Origin of the sequence: Lysobacter solisilvae (assembly GCF_016613535.2) — a bacterium.
Lineage (GTDB): Bacteria > Pseudomonadota > Gammaproteobacteria > Xanthomonadales > Xanthomonadaceae > Agrilutibacter > Agrilutibacter solisilvae.
Genome location: NZ_CP071518.1, coordinates 1,702,570 through 1,718,648, shown reverse-complemented (window position 1 = coordinate 1,718,648; position 16,079 = coordinate 1,702,570). Strand labels below are relative to the sequence as shown.

Here is a 16,079-nt window from a genome sequence, read left to right as displayed (position 1 = left end):
ATGGAAACCAAGGCCAACTACGTCCTCATCGGTGTGTTCACCCTCGTGGTGACGCTCTTCCTGCTGTTGTTCGCGTTGTGGGCGGCCAAGTACTCCTCGGAGAAGGACTGGCGCCATTACGCGGTGGTGTTCAACGAGCCGGTCACCGGGCTCACCGAAGGCAGCCCGGTGCTCTACAACGGCATCTCGGTGGGCACGATCGACGCCCTGCGCCTGGCCCCGGACGACCCGCGGCGCGTGCTGGCCACGATCCGCATCCAGGCCAGCACCCCGGTCAAGACCGATACCCGCGCGAAGATCTCCACGCCCAGCCTGACCGCGCCGCCCGTCATCCAGCTCACCGGCGGCAGCCCCAACGCGCCGCGCCTGGCCGACGTCGACCCCAACGAGATCCCGGTCATCCAGACCGAGGCCTCCGCCCTGCAGAACATCGCCGACACAGCCAACAAGCTGGTCGCCCGCGTCGACGAACTGCTCAGCGACGAGAACGTGAAGCGCATTTCCAATTCGCTGGCCAGCATCGAAGCCATGACCGGCGCGATCGGCGACCAGCGCGAGGACCTGCGCACCATGATCGTCTCCGCGCGCCGCTCCAGCGAGCAGCTGGAGAAGACCCTGGCCACCACCGACAAGGCCGTGAGCGATATCGACCGCGAACTGGTCAAGAAACTGCCGGGGCTGGTGAACCGTCTCGACAGCACGCTGGGCAAGCTGGATTCCGCGGCCGGTGGCGTCGATGGCCTGGTCAACGACAACCGCGCCGCGATCACCAGCTTCGCCAATGACGGCCTGGGCCAGCTCGGTCCGACGCTGGGCGAACTGCGCGCCCTGGTCCGCGACCTGCGCCGCATCAGCGACCGCCTCGATGGCGGTCCCGCGCAATACCTGCTGGGCAAAGACGCACCCAAGGAGTTCGAACCCGAATGAGCATGGCAACCCTCGTACGCGCCGCCGTGGCGGCGCCCCTGGTGCGGTGGAGCGCCCTGGCGCTCGTGGCCGCGTCGCTGGCCGGCTGCGGCTCGCTGCTGGGCGGCAAGAAGGAGCCCTCGACCAGCTATGCGCCGGTCGTGCGCGCGGCTCAAACGCAGAGCTGGCCGCAGGTGCGCTGGCAGCTGTCGATCGGCCGCGCCCTTGGCGCGCGCAATGCCGACAGCCTGCGCATCGCCGTACGGCCCACGCCCAACGAGCTGCAGGTCTACAAGGGCGCCGAGTGGGCGAAGACACCCAGCGAGATGATCGAGGACGCGGTGCTGCACGCGCTGGAGGATTCCGGCCGCCTCCCCGGCGTCACGCGCCAGGGCAGCGGCGTGGGCGCCCACTACCGGCTGCTGCTGGACGTGCGTCGCTTCGAGGCCGACTACGCCGGCGCCGCCGTGCCGTCGGCCACCGTCGAAGTCACCGCCAAGCTGCTGCACGTGAAAAGCCTGCAGCTGGCCGGGTCGCAGACGTTCCTGCAGGCACAACCCGCCGGCTCGACGGCGGTACCCGATGTCGTCGACGCGTTCGAACGGTCGCTGTCGCAGATCAGCAACGACCTGGCGGGCTGGACGCTGACCACCGGCGAAGCCTTCGAGCGCAGCGGCCGGGGCGCATCCGCCGACGCGCGCTGAGCGCGTCGGCCCGCAGCGCGGTGTCTCGCACCGCCACGGCGCCTGCAGCGCGGCCACGTAGCGCGGCCACAACCGCAGCTGCAGGCAACCGCTGACTGCTGACGACCGTCTCCGCCGGGCGATCACCCGCCTGCAGGCAGCACCCAGCGGAACGTCAGGTTGATCCGTTCGCCCACCGGTCGCGCCGTGCGTGGCAGGGCGTGCTGCCAGTGGCGCTGGGTGCCCCCGCGCATCACCAGCAGGCTGCCATGCGGCAGCTCCAGCGCGCAGCGCTGGTCGCGCCGCACCCGATGGCGCAGCAGGAAGCGGCGCGTCGCTCCCAGGCTCACCGAGGCGATGACGGGCACCGGCCCCAGTTCGGGCTCATTGTCGCTGTGCCAGCCCATCGCATCGCGCCCGTCGCGGTAGCGGTTGGCCAGCACGCTGTTGAACGGGCTGCCCAGGTCGTCCTGCAACGCCCGCCGCAGTGCGTCGAGCACCGGCGGCCACGCATGCGGGACAAACACCGTGCCCGAATACCGGTAGACCGCCTCGGGGTCGCCAATCCAGCAGCTCAGCCGTGGCGAGGCATGCTCGCGCCCGAACAGGCGGATGCGGTGGACTTCCCAGGGCACCTGCGCGCGCAACGCACCCAACAGGGCGTCGGCGGCCGCGGGCGCCAGCCAGCCCTGGGCCAGGGCGACCTCTGCGTCTTCCAGGGCCAGCGGCTGCAAAGGCGCGGTCATGGGGCGATTTTCGCCGGAACGCGGGGTCCGTGCCGCGCGGCCCGGCGCCCGCGATTTGCCCCGGGCTGCCCCAAGCCGCGAAAATCGCTGACCAGGTCCTCCCAGGTCCTCCCACCACCAGCCACGCAGCGCCAGCGGAGCCACGCAATGACCGACGTACCCGGAACCGCCCCCGATATCGAACGCGACGTGATGGAGTACGACGTCGTCACCGTCGGCGCGGGCCCGGCCGGGCTTTCCTTCGCGATCCGGCTCAAGCAGCTCAACCCCGAGCTCTCGGTCTGCGTGATCGAGAAGGCCTCGACCATCGGCGCGCACATCCTGTCGGGCGCGGTGATCGAAACCGGTCCGCTCGACGCCCTGCTGCCGCAGTGGCGCGACAACCCGCCGCCGATCTGCGTGCCCGCCACGGAAGACGAATTCTGGCTGCTCACCCGCGACGGCGGCCGCAAGCTGCCGGTGCCGCCGGGCATGAACAACCACGGCAACGTCATCGTCAGCCTGGGCGCGATGTGCGCCTGGCTCGCCCCGCAGGCCGAGGCGCTGGGCGTGGAGATCTATCCGGGCTTCGCCGCGTCCGAAACGCTGCACGCCGACGACGGGACCGTCATCGGCGTGCGCATCGGCGACATGGGCGTGGCGAAGGACGGCAGCCACAAGCCCGGCTACACCGCCGGCATCGACATCCGCGCCAAGGTCACCGTGCTCGCCGAAGGCGCGCGCGGCCATCTCACCAAGCGCCTGGTCAAGCGTTTCCAGTTGGACGCCGGCAGCGACCCGCAGGGCTACTCGATCGGCATCAAGGAACTGTGGCAGGTGCCCGCCGAGCGCGTGCAGCCCGGCAAGATCGTCCACAGCTTCGGCTGGCCGGCGGACACCCACACCTACGGCGGCAGTTTCCTCTACCACCTGGACAAGGGCCGCATCGCGCTGGGCTACGTCAGTGGCCTGGACTACCGCGACCCGCAGTACAAGCCGTGGGAGGCCTTCCAGCAGTGGAAGAACCACCCGCTGGTCAAGCCGCTGCTCGAAGGCGGCACCATCGTGTCCGCGGGCGCGCGCGCCATCGTGACCGGCGGCTGGCAGTCGCTGCCGAAGGTGGAAATGCCCGGCGCCCTGCTGATCGGCGACACCGCCGGCCTGCTCAACGTGCCCAAGATCAAGGGCACCCACCAGGCCATCCGCTCGGGCATGCTCGCCGCCGAACACCTGCACGCCGCGCAGCTGTCGCCCGCCGGTTTCGACGCGAAACTGCGCGCGTCGGACGCGATGGCCGAACTGAAGAAGGTCCGCAACATCAAGCCCGGCTTCAAGCGCGGGCTGTGGTGGGGCATGTTGAACGCCGCATGGGAAACGCTCACCGGCGGCCACTCGCCCTGGACGCTGAAGAACAAGCCCGACTGGTCCTCGCTGGACAAGGTCGGCGAGCACGAATCGCCCCGGCGCGACTACACCGACCGCACGCTCGAGCCGCGCGATCGCCTGGCCGGCGTGTACTACGCCGCCACCGAACACGACGAAGACCAGCCGGTGCACCTCAAGGTGGCCGACACCAGCATCTGCGTGACGCGCTGCGTGGAGGAATACAACAATCCCTGCACCCGCTTCTGCCCCGCCGGCGTCTACGAGATCGTCGAGGAAGCGCAGGCCGGCGGCGGCAGCGCCAAGCGCCTGCAGATCAATGCCGCCAACTGCGTGCACTGCAAGACCTGCGACATCAAGGACCCGTACGAGATCATCACCTGGGTCACGCCCGAGGGTGGCGCGGGACCGAACTACCAGAACCTCTAGTCGGTCGGGCGGATGCGCCAGGGGCATGCAGGCCCGTCGCGGATGACGTCGCGCTTTCCCAAATGAAACAGCCGCCTTTCGGCGGCTGTTTTTTTACCGCCCAATAAAGACGGCCGCCCTTCGGCAGCCGTTTTTTGCCGCCCGATAAAGACGGCCGCCCTTCGACGGCTGTTTTTTCCGCCCAATAAAGACGGCCGCCCTTCGGCGGCTGTTTTTACCGCCCAATGAAGACGGCCGCCTTTCGGCGGCTGTTCTTCTACCCGCCCAATGAAGACAGCCGCCTTTCGGCGGCTGTCTTCTTGTTGCCAATCGCGACGGTGGGCGTCAGTGCACCACCGTCCAGCCCGCCGGATAGGTGCGCAGCGACACCACCGTGTAGGTGCCGTCCGGCTTGGCCTGCCATTCGTACAGGCGCGTCTTGGCGGTGTCGTGCCAGATCACGTCGGACAGGCCGTCGCCGTTGTAGTCGCCCATGCTGGTCACGCGGTAGATGCTGCCGACCGTATTGGCGACGCCGTAGGTCAAGGCGGTGCCGTTCATCAGCCACGCCTGCATCTTGCCGGCCGTCGTGCTGTGCCAGTAGATGTCGCTGCGGGCGTCGGCATTGGCCCGGCGCAGGCCCACGACCTCGTAGCCGGTGGGATAGGAGCGGATGGTCACCGCCGACCCGAAGGTGCCGCTGGCCGTGCCGATCGAGGCCGAGACCGCGGTGCGGGCTCCGTCGCGCCACAGCAGGTCGGCGTAGCCGTCGCCGTTGAAGTCACCCGCGCCGATCATCACGAACGCGCCCGGACGCGACTGCACCGCGCCATACGTCCACGTGGTGCCGTTCATCAGCCAAGGCCTGGAACTTCTCCTGGGTGGGGCTGTGCCAGATCAGGTCGCTGCGCCCGTCGCGGTTCACGTCGCCCACGCCGCCGATATCCCAGCCGGCCGGGAACGTGCGCAGCTGCACGACGTTGTAGCCACCGGTCGCCTTGGCCTGCCACTCCCACAGCACGGTGCGGTTGATGTCGCGCCAGATGAGGTCGGCGCGGCCGTCGCCGTTGAAGTCGCCCACCGCGGCCACGCGGTAGATGTTGCCGATCGTGCTGGCCACGCCGTAGGCGAAGGTGGTGCCATTCATCAGCCAGGGCTGGATCCGCTCCGCCGTCGGGTTGTGCCAGAACAGGTCCGAGCGCCCGTCGGCGTTGGCGTCGACCTGCGGCATCAGGGCCACGTTGGCTTCCTGCACCGCCGAGCGGAAGGTGACGATGATCGGCATCGTGTTGGTCAGGCTCTGCGCGTTGTCGGCCTGGTTGGTCACGCCGCAGGCGTAGGAGCCCTTGCAGTTGTTGAGGCGCGGATTGGAGAACTTGTTCAGTTCATCCTGGCCGGTGTCGCCGTAGGCCATGACGGTGAAGAAGTTGCCCGCCGCCGACGTCCGGTACCCGAACGAATAGTCGTAGCGACCGTATTCGTTGCTCTGCAGGATGTTGTCGTCGCCGTCGGAGGTGTCGCGGTCGTGCGCCGAGCCCATGTTGTGGCCCAGCTCATGGGCGAGGGTGGCCTCGCGGCAATAGCGCTGGTTGTCCGGGAAGATATAACCGCTCGAATCGCTCACCACCGACATGCCGCCGGGCGCGTCCGAGGACGTGATCGGGGTGCGGCCGGCGCCATTGAGCCAGGCAATGCCGCAGCTCTGGTTCTCCGGCTCGTTGAACACGCGTACCAGCGAGACCAGGTCGGCGCCGTAGGTGTTGCGGGCCGTGTGCAGCGGTTGCAGGGCGGCCGGCACCGCGACATCGGTACAGGTGAGGCTGCCGTTGGAGTTCTCGGTGCACGACACGCCGCTCAGGGCGTACAGCGCGTCCTGGTTGCTGGTGTTGTCCGGGTAGGTCACCTGCAGCGTGTGCACCAGGCGGATGCGGCCGGGCATCAGGCTGGCGGCCATGGCTTCGTTGGCGACCTGCACCATGAAGGTCAGCCGGGTGTTGGCCTGCGACTGGCCCCCCAGCCGGGCGGCGAAGCCGTTGGTATAGCCCAGCAGGACGTCGACCGTGTTGGTGGCGTCGGCCTTGGTGGACAGCGGGGCGGCTTCGAGCTTGGCCGCGAGTGCATCCGCGATACCAGCGTTGCCCATGCGCTTGCGCAGCAGCTCACGCGGCGGGACCAGATGATCGGGCGCGCGCGGACCGGTGCGCGCGCTCTCCAGGCTGGCGAGCATCGTCGGGTCGGCCTCGATCATCCAGGCCTGGCCGCCGCCGATGTTCAGGCGGAGCGTGCCGCCCTGGCGTTGCGGGATGACGCCGAACGCGGCCTTGTCGCCGAAGGTCAGGATCGCCTCGCTGCCGGGCTGCGCGCCTTCCGCGCGGCCGACCCAGCTCCAGTTGCCGTTCTCGTGCTCCACATGGCGCAGGTATTGCAGTCGGATCGGCTGGCCATTGGGCGCGGTGAGCGCCAGCTCGTGCCCGGGGCCGATGGCATGGAGCGCGTGCGTCTCGCTCAGCTTGACCGGGTGCCAGGTGTAGGCGCCGGAGCGGGTGACCTTGCGCTTGCCGTCGTAGGCCAGCAGCGCGCCGTGATCGGGCAGCGACGCGAAGCTGCCGGCGACGCGGTCCACGCGCGGCGCCATCAGCGACACGCCACCACTCATCGCGGCGATGGCCGACGTGGCCGACGCAGCGGCCTCGTTGGCCGCCTGCTGCGGAGCACGCTCCGCGGTGCAGCCGGCCACCAGGCCGGCCAGGAGAATTACGGGAAGACCAATACGCATGGAATATGCCCCACAGAACTGACGGCCAATGCCGGCGACGACCCCCTCATCGCCCGCCATGAATACCACACCCGCCGCGCGCGATCGCGCACGCGCGGCCCATTCATGGACACGCGCGCGACAGGCACCCCGATTGGACCGGCAAGCGGTCCGGGAATCCAGAAACCCGGGCTAAGCGGCCTTGACCGGCACACCCGTTTTTTCGACTAGTTCAGCTTCGCTGACGCCCGGGGCCAGTTCCCGCAGCACCAGGCCGTCCTGCGTGACGTCCATCACGCCCAGCTCGGTGATGATGCGGTTGACCACGCCCACGCCGGTCAGCGGCAGGGTGCATTCCGGCAGGATCTTGTGCTCGCCGCTCTTGGCGCTGTGCTCCATCAGGACCACCACGCGCTTGACGCCCGCGACCAGGTCCATGGCCCCGCCCATGCCCTTGACCATCTTGCCCGGGACCATCCAGTTGGCCAGGTCGCCGCGGTCGGTCACCTGCATCGCGCCGAGGATCGCCAGGTCGATGTGGCCGCCGCGGATCATCGCGAAGGAGTCGTGGCTGCCGAAGTAGCTCGCGCCTTCGCGCGCGGTGACGGTCTGCTTGCCGGCGTTGATCAGGTCGGCGTCGACCTCGGCCTCGCTCGGGAACGGGCCGATGCCCAGCAGGCCGTTCTCGCTCTGCAGCCAGACATCCATGCCTTCCGGGATGAAGTTGGCCACCAGCGTGGGCAGGCCGATGCCAAGGTTGACGTAAGCGCCGTCGGTGAGTTCCTGCGCGGCGCGTTGCGCCATCTGGTCACGGGTCCAGGCCATGGTGGGTTCCTTTGTCTGCAGGTTCGGTCAGGCGCGCACGGTGCGCTGTTCGATGCGCTTTTCCGGCGTGGGGTTGTGGACGATGCGGTCCACGTAGATGCCGGGCAGGTGCACGTGGTCGGGGTCGATCTGGCCGACCTCCACCACTTCCTCCACCTCGGCCACGCAGACCTTGCCGGCCATCGCGCAGGCGGGATTGAAGTTGCGCGCGGTCTTGCGGAAGACCAGGTTGCCGGCGCGGTCGGCCTTCCAGGCCTTGACCAGCGACACGTCGGCCTTCAGCGCGGTTTCCAGCACGTACCAGTGGCCATCGTCGAACTGCCGCGTCTCCTTGCCCTCGGCCACGATCGTGCCGTAGCCGGTGCGTGTGTAGAAGCCGGGAATGCCCGCGCCGCCGGCGCGCAGGCGCTCGGCCAGCGTGCCCTGCGGGTTGAACTCCAGCTCCAGCTCGCCGGCCAGGTACTGGCGCTCGAATTCCTTGTTCTCGCCCACGTAGGACGAAATCATCTTCTTGATCTGGCGCGTGGCCAGCAGCTGGCCCAGGCCGAAGCCGTCGACGCCGGCGTTGTTGGAGATCGCGGTCAGGCCGGTCACGCCCGAGTCGCGCAGCGCGGCGATCAGCGCCTCGGGGATGCCGCACAGGCCGAAACCGCCCACGGCCAGGGTCTGGCCATCGGCCACCAGGCCTTGCAGCGCTGCCTGCGCACTGGGGTACAGCTTGCCCGCGTCGCGTCGCGCGGAGGGGGGGCTCACGGCCATGCAGGGATTCCTTCGACTGTGCGTGTGGGGGTGCGGCCGTCCCGGTGGAAACCAGGACGGCCGACCGGCGTGATTATCGCGTAACCGCGGGCTGGACCTTCAGCCGGATCGGCGAGCTGTACCCCGTACCTTGGTCCAGGTAGACATGGACCTCATCGGTGAGTTCGCCGGTCAGGCGCACCCGCAGCGAGCGCGGGGCGGTCGAGGTGCCCAAGGTTCTTCAGGGCGCTGGGCCCGATCCAGCCGGCGTTGGCCCCGTTGCCGAAGACGAAGGTGCAGCCGGGGCCGCTGCCCAGGCGCGTGGTGCGCATCGAGGCCATGCCGCGGTCGCCGCAGACGTCGACGGGGTGCGGGCCGCTGGCGTCGGTGAAGACGAGCTGCTCGATGGTCACCGAGGCCTGGGTGCGCTGCGAGGGATCCAGCCGGACCGACACGATCGGGCTGGCGGGCAGCGGGACGGTCAGTTCGACGGTGCGCGAGACCGTGGCCGCGCGCTGCGCGCGATCGGGGACCCGGAAGGAAATCGCCTCGTAGCTGCCGTAGTCGGCCTGGCGCTCGATCCGCAGGCCGAAGTCCCCCACCAGGCGCGCCAGCGCGGGATCGCCGACCGTGGCCTCGCTGGTGAAGACCGCCAGCCGTCCGCCGCCCTGGTCCTGCAGCGCCTTGAGGGCCTGCCGCAGCTGGTCCTGCGACCCACCGCGGCCCAGGTCGAGGAAGCGCGCCTGGCCGGGCAGCGTGGCGCCGGCGAAGTAGAAGCCCGGCGACCAGACATAGACGACGTTGTTGTCCGGCGCATGCAGGATCTCCAGCAGGCGCGCGTATTTGTCGGCCTCCACCCGGCGCTGCGTCGAGCCGGCCTGGGCCAGGCCGACACCCAGCGCGACCAGCGCGAGCAGGCCGGCCACGCGGGCGGCCCGCACCGGCCACGGGCCCGCGACGGCGCGGGCGACGGCGCCCAGGCGCTGGCCGAGGTAACCCAGCGACAGCACGGCCAGCAGGGCCGGGACGCCGAGCAGGAAGAACAGGTGACGCAGGCTGCCGACCGGGAAGGCGTCGACCAGGGCCGCGGCGTTGGTGACGGCCAGCCCCGACAGCAGCACCGTCCACAGCAGCGCGGCCCCGCGCAGGAAGGCGACGTCCGCGGCCGGCCGGGCCGCGCGCAGGCGCCAGGCCCGCCACAGCGCAAGCGCGAGTGCGAGCACGCACAGCGCCCCGACCAGCATCACCAGCTGCGCGTACAGCGGCGTCAGCGCGGCGAAGGGCGAGTCGCTCGACAGCGTGGTCATGCGCGCCAGGTCGCGCCCGACCGCCCGCAGCGATTCCCACACGAACCCGGCCGCGCCGTCACCGCCCTGCGCCTGCCACGAGGAGAACGCCTTGTGGTGCGCGCGGGCGCGCTCCCAGTGCGCGTCGGGCACGCTCAGCCGGTAGGCCACGAACGACAGCAGGCCCAGCACGACCGGCACGAGGGCGTGCGCCAGCGCGCGCAGCGCGCCGGTACGCACGCCGCGCGCGTAGCGCAGCATCAGGTCGAGCACCAGGTACGCGGTGATGCCACCCAGCAGGATGACCGCCGCCGGGTACAGCCACGGCAGCAGCGCGATGAGCAGCAGGCGCGGCCAGGTCCAGCGCGGGAGGCCGTCCGCCGAGGCGACGGCCGGACGCATCACATTCGCGCTCATCACATTCGCGCTCATCACATTCGCGCTCATCACATCCGCCAGCACCAGGCCGAGCAGCACCGACCCGGCCAGCAGCGTCTCGGCGTAGCCCGGCATGCCCCAGCGCGCGAAATTCAGGAACGAGGCATTGGCCCCGAGCAGCAGCACCACCAGCGCCTGGCCGATCCCGCGCCCCGCCAGCCCCGGCGCGCGGTACAGCGCCAGCCAGACCAGCACGGCCGTCGCCGCAAGCGCGGCCGGCATGCGGTACCAGAAGAAGGAGTTGCCGAAGGCTTCGTGCAGCAGCCACACGTGCAGCTTGATCACGTGCCCGTAATGGAAGCTGCGCAGGTACTCCCACAGGCCGTCGGTGAGGAACACGATCGCGTTGTGCTCGTCGCCGTTGAGGCGATCGCCGCCCAGGCCACCGAAGATCAGCACCGCACCCGCGAGCACCGCGGCCAGGGCGGCCAGCAGCCCGGTCCAGCGGGAGAACGCGCCATCGGCCACCGGGCCATCGGCCACGGCCGGATCGGCGGCACGAAGGGGGCGTGTGTCGCGGTCGGTGGGCTGCATCTGCACGGGGCCTGGCGGTTGCGGGATCGAAGGGCGCCGACCGTACCGGATCGATCCCATGACGGCTACAGTCTATCCTTGGGCCCAAGGGCCCGTCGCCGCGCACCATGGGACGCGCCCGTGCCCGCGAACCCGTACAGCGCACCCCGCCACGCGCCCCACGCCGTCGCCTTGCCGAACCTCCCTCCCCTCCCCCTGCCCGAGCCCATGCCCGAAACTCCGCATCCCGCCATCTCAGTCGTCTCGCCCGTATACGGCTGCAAGGGGTGCCTGGAGGATCTGGTCGACCGCATCGCGGCCAGCCTGGCGCCGCGTGGCGAGGCCTTCGAGGTGATCCTCGTCGATGACCGCAGCCCCGATGGCGCCTGGGCCCGCATCGTCGAACTGGCCGCCACGCGCCCATGGCTGCGCGGCCTGCGGCTGGCGCGCAACTTCGGCCAGCACTACGCGATCAGCGCGGGCATCGAACACGCCCGCGGCGGCAAGGTGGTGGTCATGGACTGCGACCTGCAGGACGTGCCCGAGGAGATCCCGCGCCTGCTCGAAGCGCTGCAGGGCGAGGTCGAAGTGGTGTTCGCCCAGCGCACGCAGCGCCAGGATGGCGCGTTCAAGCGCCTGATGTCCTGGCTGTTCTTCCGCCTGCTGTCGTGGATGACGGGCGTGGCGCAGGACCACACCACCGCCAACTTCGGCGCCTATTCGCGCAAGGTCATCGACGCGGTGAACGCCATGCCCGAGCGCGAGCGCTGCTTCCCGCTGATGGTGAAGTGGACGGGCTACCACCACCTTGCCCTGCCGGTCGAACACGCCAGCCGCAACGAGGGCCGCAGCACCTACACCTTCAAGCGCCTGCGCCGCCTGGCCACCGGCATCATCCTGTCCTACTCCGACAAGCCGCTGCGGCTGGTGGTGCGGCTGGGCCTGGCCTTCGCCGCGATCGCCTTCGCGATGGTGGCCTGGAGCGTGCTGCGCTATCTGAAGGGCGACGTGCAGGTGGCCGGCTTCACCAGCGTGATCGCCTCGATCTGGCTGGTCGGCGGCATGGCCATCTTCTGCATCGGCATCATCGGGCTCTACCTGGGCCGGCTGTTCGTCGATGCCAAGGCGCGCCCCTACTACCTGGTCGCCGACCGCACGCCCGCCGCGCCGCGCGAGCCCGCGCACGGAGTCCAGGCATGAGCGAGGCGCCGCCGGTGCTGCAGCCCTCGCCGCTGGACTCGGCGCGCTTCGACCTCCAGGTGTGGCGCGGCCGCGCGCCGCAGGTCGACGCCAAGACCCTGGCCGCGCAGATCCTGCAGGCGCGCTGCGACGTGGCGATCCTGCGCACGCCGGCGGGCGCGGCCTCCGGCATCGCCGGCCTGGCCCGCTGGGCGCTGCCGGTGCTGCACGCCGACACGCTCGTGTACTACCGATGCGATCTCGATCGATACGCGCCCGCGCCGCTGCGCAACGCCGACCTCGCGTTCTCGCTGGGCACGCCGGACGACCTGCCCGAACTGCGCGTGCTGATCGCGCACACCTTCAGCCAGTACGTTGCGCACTATCACGCCAACCCGCTGTTCGGCCGCGAGCAGATCCTGGCCGGCTACCAGCAGTGGGCGGAGAACCACGTCACCGACGCGGGCTCCACGCTGTGGGTCGCGCGGCGCGAAGGCCGCATCGTCGCGTTCGCCGCTTGTCACGAGCACGCCGGCCACGAGCACGCCGGCGAAGGTCACGACGCCGCGCCGGTGTTCGAAGGCGTGCTCTACGGCGTCGCGCCCGATGCCGCCGGCGGCGGGCTTTACGGCGACCTGATCCGCCACACGCAGGCGGTCGCCCGCTCGCGGGGCGCGCGCGAGATGAAGGTCTCCACCCAGGTGCACAACTACGCCGTGCAGAAGGTCTGGGCGCGCGAGGGCTTCCACCTGTTCGAGGCGCTCGACACCTGGCACGTGAACGCGCTGCTCAGCGCCGGCCAGACCATCGTCGACCGCCCGCTCACCTTCAGCGCCGAGCAGATCCGCCGCTTCGCCGAGGTCTCCGGCGACGCCAACCCGCTGCACGTGGACGCCGCGGCCGCCCGCGCGGCCGGTTTCCCCGGCTGCATCGCCCATGGCGTGCTGGCGGCGACCGAACTGTCGCGCGTGCTGGGCACGGACGCGCCCGGCCCCGGCACGATCATCCGCCACCTCGAGCAGGCCTTCCTGCGGCCCCTGCTGGCGGACGTCGCCTACCGGCTGGTCGTGCGCATTCCCGGCGGCCTGCGCGAGTCCGGACCCATGCAGGCGGTGGCCCAGGTCCTGGATGAAGACGGGCAAACGTGCATGCTGGCCCGATCGGATATCCTGCGGCGCCGTTGAGCGGGCGCCGATCCAGGCCCTTTTCGCGGGCCCGCTTTCATCCCGCGCCGGACCGTTCCGCGCACGGCCGTGCCGGCCGACTCCGGCGCCCTCACTGCTGGAAACCATCGCCTCCATGACGGGTTACGCATTCATCGCCCTGACCGTGCTGCTGTCGGTCTACGGGCAACTGGTCCTGAAATGGCAGGCCTCGCTTTCGGGGCCGCTGCCGCACGGCGTGGCGCCCAAGCTGTCGTTCCTGTTCCACATGCTGGTCAACCCCTGGGTGATCAGCGGCCTGGCGGCCGCGTTCGCCGCCTCGCTGTTCTGGATGCTCGCGCTGAAGAAGCTGCCGCTGAGCACCGCCTACCCGCTCACCGCCACCAGCTTCCTGCTGATCCTGCTGTTCGCCACGCTGGTGCTGCACGAGCCGCTGAGCATGGGCAAGATCGTGGGCACGGTCATGATCGTCGGCGGCATCACCGTCCTGGCGGTGACCGCGTGAGCGGGCCGGCCCAGGTCACCGACGGGCTGCGCGCGATCCTCTCGCACCCGGCCGTCTACAGCGGTTTCCAGAAGCTGCTGGGCGCCGAGCGCTCGCGCCGGAAGCTGAGCCAGGAGCACCTGCGCGTGCAGCCGGGCGACGTCGTGGTCGACGTCGGCTGCGGCCCGGCCGACATCCTGGAATGCCTGCCACGCGACATCGAGTACCACGGCTTCGACCTGTCGCAGCGTTACATCGACGCCGCGCGCGACCGCTACGGCGACCGCGGCATCTTCCACTGCGCCGACGTGCAGGACCTGGTCGGCGAAGCCCTGCCGCCCTGCCAGCTCGCCATCGCCATCGGCCTGCTCCACCACCTGGACGACCCCGCCGCCATGGGCCTGATCAGCAGCCTGTACGAGCGGCTGGCGCCGGGTGGCCGCCTGGTCACCCTCGACGGCGGCTACTGGCCCGGCCAGTCGCGCATTGGCCGCGCCCTGGCCCGCCGCGACCGCGGCCAGCACGTGCGCACCGCCGAAGGCTACGCCGCGCTCGTCGACGCCCGTTTCTCGCGGGTCGAAGTCATCCGCCGCGAGGACCTGCTGCTGGTGCCGTATTCGCACGTCATCCTGGAGTGCACCAAGTGATCCCGTTCAACCGGCCGTACATGACCGGCCAGGAACTCACCCTCATCGCCCAGGCCCACGCCAACGGCCACCTGTCGGGCGACGGCCCGTTCACCAAGCGCTGCCACGCCTGGCTGGAAGCCAACACCGGCGCCAGCCGCGCGCTGCTCACGCACAGCTGCACCGCGGCGCTGGAGATGTCGGCGCTGCTGCTGGACATGGCGCCGGGCGATGAAGTGATCATGCCCTCGTACACCTTCGTCTCCACCGCCAACGCGTTCGTGCTGCGCGGCGCGGTGCCGGTGTTCGTCGACATCCGTCCCGACACGCTCAACATCGACGAGACCCTCATCGAGGCCGCGATCACGCCGCGCACGAAGGCGATCTGCGTCGTGCATTACGCCGGCGTGGGCTGCGAGATGGACGCCATCTGCGACATCGCGCGCCGCCACGGCCTGGCCGTGATCGAGGACGCCGCGCAGGCGATCATGTCCACCTATCGCGGCCGCCCGCTGGGCGCGATCGGCGAACTGGGCGCGCTGAGCTTCCACGAGACCAAGAACATCATCTCCGGCGAAGGCGGCGCCCTGCTGTGCCGCGACGCGGAGATGGGCGAACGGGCCGAGATCATCCGCGAGAAAGGCACCAACCGCAGCCGTTTCTTCCGCGGCCAGGTCGACAAGTACACCTGGGTCGACGTGGGCTCCTCCTTCCTCCCCGGCGAAGTCACCGCCGCCTTCCTGGCCGCGCAGACCGACGCCGCCCAGGAAATCACCGACCGCCGCCTGGCCCTGTGGGACCGCTACCACGCCTGGGCCGCCCCCCACGAAACCGCCGGCCGCCTGCGCCGCCCCATCGTGCCGGCCCACTGCACCCACAACGCCCACATGTACTACCTGCTGCTGCCCTCGCTGGAAGCGCGCACGGACTACATCGCCCAGCTCAAGGCCCGCGGCGTCGGCAGCGTGTTCCACTACATCCCGCTGCACTCGTCCCCCGCCGGCCAGCGCTACGCGCGCACCCACGGCGACGCGCTCCCGGTGACCGATTCGGTCAGCGACCGGCTGGTGCGGATGCCGCTGTGGGCGGGGCTGGAGGAGCACATGGACGAGGTGCTGCAGAAGGCGGATGAGGTGTTGGCGGGGGTTTGAGGGACGGCTGCCGACGCTGTACCCGGGGGCGTCACCAAGGACGCCATCTCAACAGTCCGTCATCCCCGCGAAGGCGGGGATCCATGGACGTTGCACTCGGAGCCGGACGCGCATAACCCACCCTCGTCATCCCCGCGAACGCGGGGATCCAGTGACTTGTCGTCCGGCGTGAAGCGCGCAACAACTGGCAACCCATCGAGCCACACCATCGTTTCGTCATCCCCGCGAAGGCGGGGATCCATGGACTTTGCCCGTCGAGCCTGCGCGCGGCAGCCGACTTCCACGGCGACCACTCAAAGCCACCGACAAGATTCGACTTGATTGCGGCAGTGCCGAGACGTTGGCCGGCCACCACGACAGCGCCAGCTTTCTCATTGGCCGTCTGGGCTTGCAGATCGAACCAGGAGCCAGTGCCTGGCCCACACTATTGCGTCCGGACGTGTCCAATCCAACGAAGCGGGGGCTTCTTCCAGCCGCCTAAGGCCCGGTTCGCCAAGGCCTTCATTCTCTAGTTCCTTTGCTAGTGCCTTTTGGAACCATGCAACGCTAAGGCAACCTTCGGGAGCATCTGCGACCAGCGCCTGGTCCTGGTGAATGGCATCGCCAAAGGCAAATGCTACTCCCGTGATCTCGGCTCGGCCCACTGGCCAGGAGCCGAAAGCTGGATGGGGTGTTTCCATTTGAAGCTGCCACGTCACCCTCACGATCTGTGCAAGCCTTGAGCGCTTATCGGCTTGGATCTGTGCGCGTGTTGCGCGAACTGATGCCTTCAGCCCGCCTCCGGCCTCCGTCCACTCGGCGAAAAGCCCACCCCAG

General features: G+C 69.8%; 14 protein-coding genes. 8 read left to right on the top strand and 6 right to left on the bottom strand.

The genetic code is table 11. From position 1 onward, the window contains the following. Both I8J32_RS07465 and I8J32_RS07460 read left to right on the top strand, forming a co-directional pair. A complete protein-coding gene (locus I8J32_RS07465; RefSeq protein ID WP_200610248.1) occupies positions 1–927 on the top strand; it encodes an MlaD family protein in 927 nt (308 codons plus the stop codon). Continuing rightward, positions 924–1,610 (top strand): ABC-type transport auxiliary lipoprotein family protein, encoded by a 687-nt coding sequence (locus I8J32_RS07460; RefSeq protein WP_245156444.1) that lies wholly within the window; start codon positions 924–926, stop codon positions 1,608–1,610. Before I8J32_RS07465 ends, I8J32_RS07460 begins: the two co-directional genes overlap by 4 nt. A 122-nt stretch (positions 1,611–1,732) precedes the next feature. Here the strand turns inward: I8J32_RS07460 and I8J32_RS07455 are convergent, their stop codons facing one another. Then, a complete protein-coding gene (locus tag I8J32_RS07455; RefSeq protein WP_200610247.1) occupies positions 1,733–2,335 on the bottom strand; it encodes an alpha-ketoglutarate-dependent dioxygenase AlkB family protein in 603 nt (200 codons plus the stop codon). Between the two features lie 147 nt (positions 2,336–2,482). On the opposite strand from I8J32_RS07455, the gene I8J32_RS07450 reads away from it, so the two are divergent. Next, positions 2,483–4,126, top strand: coding sequence for an electron transfer flavoprotein-ubiquinone oxidoreductase (locus tag I8J32_RS07450; RefSeq protein ID WP_200610246.1), 1,644 nt, complete (start codon positions 2,483–2,485; stop codon positions 4,124–4,126). Positions 4,127–4,450: 324 nt separating this feature from the next. Here I8J32_RS07450 and I8J32_RS07445 read toward each other — a convergent pair whose 3' ends face one another. From I8J32_RS07445 to I8J32_RS07425, 5 genes are all read right to left on the bottom strand, one after another. Next, a complete protein-coding gene (locus I8J32_RS07445) occupies positions 4,451–4,960 on the bottom strand; it encodes an FG-GAP repeat domain-containing protein (protein WP_207526853.1) in 510 nt (169 codons plus the stop codon). Then, a complete protein-coding gene (locus I8J32_RS07440; RefSeq protein WP_207526852.1) occupies positions 4,887–6,881 on the bottom strand; it encodes a reprolysin-like metallopeptidase in 1,995 nt (664 codons plus the stop codon). Before I8J32_RS07440 ends, I8J32_RS07445 begins: the two co-directional genes overlap by 74 nt. A 171-nt stretch (positions 6,882–7,052) precedes the next feature. Continuing rightward, positions 7,053–7,685: a CoA transferase subunit B gene (locus I8J32_RS07435; RefSeq protein ID WP_200610244.1), complete on the bottom strand. Its 633-nt coding sequence runs from the start codon at positions 7,683–7,685 to the stop codon at positions 7,053–7,055. Positions 7,686–7,712: 27 nt separating this feature from the next. Further along, positions 7,713–8,444 carry a CoA transferase subunit A gene (locus I8J32_RS07430; RefSeq protein WP_200610242.1) on the bottom strand — a complete coding sequence of 244 codons (732 nt, stop codon included), beginning with the start codon at positions 8,442–8,444 and terminating at the stop codon, positions 7,713–7,715. Positions 8,445–8,596: 152 nt separating this feature from the next. After that, a complete protein-coding gene (locus tag I8J32_RS07425) occupies positions 8,597–10,681 on the bottom strand; it encodes a hypothetical protein (protein WP_207526851.1) in 2,085 nt (694 codons plus the stop codon). Between the two features lie 207 nt (positions 10,682–10,888). Here I8J32_RS07425 and I8J32_RS07420 point away from each other — a divergent pair, with 207 nt between their 5' ends. The 5 genes from I8J32_RS07420 (at position 10,889) to rffA (ending at position 15,263) form a co-directional block, all read left to right on the top strand. Beyond that, positions 10,889–11,860, top strand: coding sequence for a glycosyltransferase family 2 protein (locus I8J32_RS07420; RefSeq protein ID WP_200610238.1), 972 nt, complete (start codon positions 10,889–10,891; stop codon positions 11,858–11,860). Continuing rightward, entirely contained in the window at positions 11,857–13,023 is a 1,167-nt protein-coding gene (locus I8J32_RS07415; RefSeq protein WP_200610236.1) for a bifunctional GNAT family N-acetyltransferase/hotdog fold thioesterase, read from the top strand. The genes I8J32_RS07420 and I8J32_RS07415 overlap by 4 nt, the downstream gene beginning before the upstream one ends. Positions 13,024–13,138: 115 nt before the next feature. Further along, positions 13,139–13,507, top strand: a complete 369-nt coding sequence (locus tag I8J32_RS07410) for an EamA family transporter (protein WP_200610235.1) — start codon at positions 13,139–13,141, stop codon at positions 13,505–13,507. Beyond that, a complete protein-coding gene (locus I8J32_RS07405; protein ID WP_200610234.1) occupies positions 13,504–14,133 on the top strand; it encodes a class I SAM-dependent methyltransferase in 630 nt (209 codons plus the stop codon). The genes I8J32_RS07410 and I8J32_RS07405 overlap by 4 nt, the downstream gene beginning before the upstream one ends. Further along, a complete protein-coding gene (rffA, locus tag I8J32_RS07400; protein WP_200610233.1) occupies positions 14,130–15,263 on the top strand; it encodes a dTDP-4-amino-4,6-dideoxygalactose transaminase in 1,134 nt (377 codons plus the stop codon). Before I8J32_RS07405 ends, rffA begins: the two co-directional genes overlap by 4 nt. Positions 15,264–16,079: the final 816 nt, after the last annotated feature.

Excerpts from the sequence above, each read along its gene's own strand:
- I8J32_RS07445 (WP_207526853.1), bottom strand. The coding sequence starts at position 4,960 with ATGAACGGCACCACGTGGACGTATGGCGCGGTGCAGTCGCGTCCGGGC.
- I8J32_RS07425 (WP_207526851.1), bottom strand. The coding sequence starts at position 10,681 with ATGCAGCCCACCGACCGCGACACACGCCCCCTTCGTGCCGCCGATCCG.
- I8J32_RS07460 (WP_245156444.1), top strand. The coding sequence starts at position 924 with ATGAGCATGGCAACCCTCGTACGCGCCGCCGTGGCGGCGCCCCTGGTG.
- I8J32_RS07440 (WP_207526852.1), bottom strand. The coding sequence starts at position 6,881 with ATGCGTATTGGTCTTCCCGTAATTCTCCTGGCCGGCCTGGTGGCCGGC.
- I8J32_RS07430 (WP_200610242.1), bottom strand. The coding sequence starts at position 8,444 with ATGGCCGTGAGCCCCCCCTCCGCGCGACGCGACGCGGGCAAGCTGTAC.
- I8J32_RS07465 (WP_200610248.1), top strand. The coding sequence starts at position 1 with ATGGAAACCAAGGCCAACTACGTCCTCATCGGTGTGTTCACCCTCGTG.
- I8J32_RS07420 (WP_200610238.1), top strand. The coding sequence starts at position 10,889 with ATGCCCGAAACTCCGCATCCCGCCATCTCAGTCGTCTCGCCCGTATAC.
- I8J32_RS07415 (WP_200610236.1), top strand. The coding sequence starts at position 11,857 with ATGAGCGAGGCGCCGCCGGTGCTGCAGCCCTCGCCGCTGGACTCGGCG.
- I8J32_RS07450 (WP_200610246.1), top strand. The coding sequence starts at position 2,483 with ATGACCGACGTACCCGGAACCGCCCCCGATATCGAACGCGACGTGATG.
- I8J32_RS07435 (WP_200610244.1), bottom strand. The coding sequence starts at position 7,685 with ATGGCCTGGACCCGTGACCAGATGGCGCAACGCGCCGCGCAGGAACTC.
- I8J32_RS07455 (WP_200610247.1), bottom strand. The coding sequence starts at position 2,335 with ATGACCGCGCCTTTGCAGCCGCTGGCCCTGGAAGACGCAGAGGTCGCC.
- I8J32_RS07410 (WP_200610235.1), top strand. The coding sequence starts at position 13,139 with ATGACGGGTTACGCATTCATCGCCCTGACCGTGCTGCTGTCGGTCTAC.